This window comes from Streptomyces fuscigenes, assembly GCF_021556455.1.
Classification (GTDB): domain Bacteria; phylum Actinomycetota; class Actinomycetes; order Streptomycetales; family Streptomycetaceae; genus Streptomyces; species Streptomyces fuscigenes.
Genome location: NZ_JAKGCV010000471.1, coordinates 1 through 4,131 on the forward strand (window position 1 = coordinate 1; position 4,131 = coordinate 4,131).

General features: G+C 72.5%; 3 protein-coding genes. All 3 read right to left on the minus strand.

The annotated features are described in order from the left end of the window. Positions 1 to 161: 161 nt before the first annotated feature. On the minus strand, positions 162 to 1,283 hold the full coding sequence (locus L1885_RS24770; RefSeq protein ID WP_235799398.1) for a ParA family protein: 1,122 nt from the start codon (positions 1,281 to 1,283) through the stop codon (positions 162 to 164). Positions 1,284 to 1,675: 392 nt separating this feature from the next. Further along, a complete protein-coding gene (gene ald / locus L1885_RS24775; RefSeq protein ID WP_235799400.1) occupies positions 1,676 to 2,791 on the minus strand; it encodes an alanine dehydrogenase in 1,116 nt (371 codons plus the stop codon). 237 nt (positions 2,792 to 3,028) lie between these two features. Beyond that, positions 3,029 to 4,131, minus strand: a 1,103-nt coding sequence (locus L1885_RS24780) for a tetratricopeptide repeat protein (protein WP_235799399.1), incomplete at its 5' end; no start/stop codon positions are given.

The following is a 4,131-nucleotide window of genomic DNA, read 5'->3' on the forward strand; positions in this document are numbered from 1 at the left end:
GACGGCGCCCGGTCCGGGGCCGTCGCCGCCCGTCTCGGCCTCCCCGGCGGGCGCGGGGACCCGGGCCTCGCCGTTCGCGCCGCGGCGCCGGTCACCGGGCGAGGACGCCTGGAGGGCCGTGCCGCCGGTCGTACGGAACAGTTCGTCGGCGCCGGGAAGACTCACTCGGCGTGACACCGGGCGAGCACCTCCCTGGCGAGCTGGCGATACGCGGCGGCGCCGACCGAGTTGGATGCGTACGTCGTGATCGGCTCACCGGCGACCGTGGTCTCCGGGAAGCGCACCGTCCGGCCGATGACCGTGTGGTAGACGTGCTCGTCGAAGGCCTCGACGACGCGCGCGAGCACCTCGCGGCTGTGGACCGTGCGGGAGTCGTACATCGTGGCGAGGATGCCGTCGAGCTCCAGCTCCGGGTTGAGCCGCTCCTGGACCTTCTCGATGGTCTCGGTGAGCAGGGCCACGCCGCGCAGCGCGAAGAACTCGCACTCCAGCGGCACGATGACCCGGTGCGCCGCGGTGAGCGCGTTCACCGTGAGCAGGCCGAGCGAGGGCTGGCAGTCGATGACGATGTAGTCGTAGTCCTGCATGAGCGGCTTGAGCGCGCGCTGGAGCGTCGACTCGCGGGCCACCTCGCTGACGAGCTGGACCTCCGCCGCGGACAGGTCGATGTTGCTGGGCAGCAGGTCCATGTTCGGCACTGCCGTCTTCAGCAGGACCTCGTCGGCCGCCATGCCCCGCTCCATGAGCAGGTTGTAGACGGTCAGGTCGAGCTCCATCGGGTTGACCCCGAGTCCGACCGACAGGGCACCCTGCGGGTCGAAGTCGACGAGCAGCACGCGCCGCCCGTACTCGGCGAGCGCGGCGCCCAGGTTGATGGTCGACGTGGTCTTGCCGACGCCGCCCTTCTGGTTGCACATCGCGATGATCTGCGCGGGGCCGTGGTCGGTCAGCGGGCCCGGGATCGGGAAGTACGGCAGCGGCCGGCCCGTGGGGCCGACGCGCTCGCGGCGCTGCCGGGCCGCGTCCGGGGCGAGCGTGGCCGCGTACTCGGGGTCGGGCTCGTATTCGGCGTCGGGGTCGTAGAAGTGCCCCTCGGGCACATCCTCGAAGTCGGCGAATGGGGTGGGCTCTCGGCTTCCCTCGTTGCCGGCCATGGCGTTCACGTGTTGGCCGTCCATCGTCTGGTGGGCTGTCGTCAGGTGGCTGGTGGTGGCGAAGGTGCGGACAGCGACGGAGCCGACAGCCTCGAAGCCGGACGGAGCACTCACGCCCGCCGCAGGCATTCCTGGTTGACCACCCCCGGGAGTAAATGTCGACTCATTCACAAGTCGTCTTACCTCCTTGGATGTGACCAGGAAACTTATCGATAGGTCAGCGTGGCACCATGCCGACGGTTGGCGACTCTATGGCGTGTCACCGCTCCGCAGCAACACAATCCGCCGGACCCGGCCCGATGTGTCGGCAACCGAACACCCCGGTGTCAAGGGCGCACGCCCCTCTCACCAAGGCACGGCGCACCGCCCGACCCCGCGAGCAAATCGGTATATTCGGGACCTTTGCCGCGTGTTGGCCGCGGGCGGGTCAGGCCAGGAAAGTGGCCAGATACACACCAGGGCCGGACCTTGCGGGGCAAGGTCCGGCCCGTGGAGCGACGTTGACGGTGCCGCTTGACGGTTCAGCCGAGGAGCGCGCCGAGTTCGACGTGGTCGAGCCCGTGGGCCTCCGCCACCTCACGGTAAACCACCTGGCCCTCATGGGTGTTGAGGCCCCTGGCCAGCGCCGCGTCGCGGCGCAGCGCCTCGCGCCAGCCGCGGTCGGCGAGCTCCACGATGTACGGGAGCGTGGCGTTGGTCAGCGCGTAGGTGGAGGTGTTCGGCACCGCGCCGGGCATGTTCGCGACGCAGTAGAAGACCGAGTCGTGCACGCGGAAGGTCGGCTCGGCGTGGGTGGTCGGCCGGGAGTCCTCGAAGCAGCCGCCCTGATCGATCGCGATGTCGACAAGGACACTTCCGGGCTTCATCTTCGCCACGAGTTCGTTGGTGACCAGCTTCGGCGCCTTGGCGCCCGGGATGAGCACCGCGCCGACGACGAGGTCCGCCGCGACGACGGCGCGCTCGAGCTCGTAGGCGTTGGAGACGATCGTCCGGACCTTCGTGCCGAAGATCCGGTCGGCCTCGCGCAGCTTGTTGATGTCCTTGTCGAGGAGCGTCACGTGGAAGCCCATGCCGACGGCGATCTGCGTGGCGTTCCAGCCGGAGACGCCGCCGCCGATGACGACCGCGCTGCCGGGCGCCGTGCCGGGCACCCCGCCGGGCAGCACGCCCCGACCGCCGGCCGAGCGCATCAGGTGGTACGCGCCGACCTGGGGGGCGAGTCTTCCGGCCACCTCGGACATGGGCGCGAGCAGCGGCAGCGCGCGGCCCGAGGTCTCGACCGTCTCGTACGCGACGGCGGTGGTGCCGGAGGCGAGCAGCGCGTCGGTGCAGGCGCGGGAGGCCGCGAGGTGCAGATAGGTGAAGAGGGTCTGGCCCTTGCGCAGGCGGTGGTACTCCTCCTCGATCGGCTCCTTGACCTTGAGCAGCAGGTCGGCGGCGGCCCAGACCTCGTCTGCCGTGGCGGCCACGGACGCGCCCGCCGCCGCGTACTCCGCGTCCGGGATGGAGGATCCGGCGCCGGCGTCCCGCTCGACGACGACCTCGTGGCCGCGGCGCACCAGCTCGTGGACGCCGGCCGGGGTGATCGCCACCCGGAACTCGTTGTTCTTGACCTCGCGGGGGATGCCGACCTTCACGTCGATCACGGTCCTTGCTTCGAAGGGGTACCTGCGGGAAAACACATACCCGGCGCATCGGCGCATCGCTCACCAACGGGCAGGAACGCGACATGGCGCAGTATCGGGCAACTCGCGGACAACCGCGGCACAGCCAGTTTAATGAAGGATTTGCAGCTGTCCAGCCTTGCAATGAAGGAATCTTCCGGAGCCCTGCTACGGAATTCGTAGGTCGGGGAGCCCCCAGGGTGCTGGGCTTCAGACAGGCGCCCCGTCGGGGCCCAGCAGGCGCTGCGCCCTGGCGCGGTGCAGCGACGCGGCGGCGGAATCCCCGGCCTGCCCCAGGATCTCCGCGAGGCGCAGGTGCAGGGCGGCCCGCAGCCGGTCGTCCTCGGCGAGGGCGGCCCACTCCAGGGCCTCCTCGCAGGTGCGCAGCGCGTCGTGGAGCCGGTCACCGAGTTCGAGCACCCGGGCCACTTCGCCCAACGCCGCCGCCACGCCCGCCAGATCGCCGAGCCGGCGGTGGCAGGCTACCGCCGCGCGCCACTCGCGCAGCGCCTCGTCGTACGCGCCGGACCGGGCGTGCACGTCGCCGAGCCGCCCGTACAGCCGCGCCTCGTCGGGGCGCTCGCCGCGGCTGAGGCGCTGCGCGAGGGCCCTGCCGTACCAGTCGGCGGCCCGGTGCCAGTCCTCCAGATCCTGGTAGGCGCCGCCGACGGATTCCATCGCGCGGCCGGTGGCGTAGTGGTCCCCGGCCCTGCGTCCGGCGTCGAGCGCGGCCCGGTAGCGGGCGAGGGCGCCGGTGGTCCTGCCGGTGCGCGCGTCCAGGTCGCCGATGTTCAGCAGGGCCGCGGCCTGCTCCCGGTGCAGGCCGCGCCGCCGTGCGACGTCGAGCACGAGGTGGTGCAGGCCGTAGAGGTCCGGCGCCGCGGCCTCCGTCCCGTCGTGCGCGGCCAGCGCGCGCACGAGGGCCGACACCAGCCGGCGGGCCAGCGTGTCGAGCTCGCCGTCGGCGACCGCGACGCGGGCGGCGGCCAGCAGCGCGGGACGGTTCAGCCGCAGCCAGGAGCCGGCGGCCTCCGCGTTCGGGAAGCGCAGCGCCCGGGGCAGCTCGGCGAGCTGCCTGCGGGCGGGCGAGCCCTCGGGCTCGGTGATCGCCCGGCAGGCCCGCAGCAGACGCACGGTCCGCTCCAGCATCCGCGCCCGCGCGAGGTGGCGCTCGCCGGGCCGGTCCTGGAGGTCCGTGCGCCCGCGCAGCAGCGGTACGAGGCAGCCCGGCAGCGCGTACCGGCCGTCGGCGCCGTCCTCCCGGCGTCCTGCGGGCACCCGGCCGGGACCGGCGGCGACCGGCGGGGCGGGGC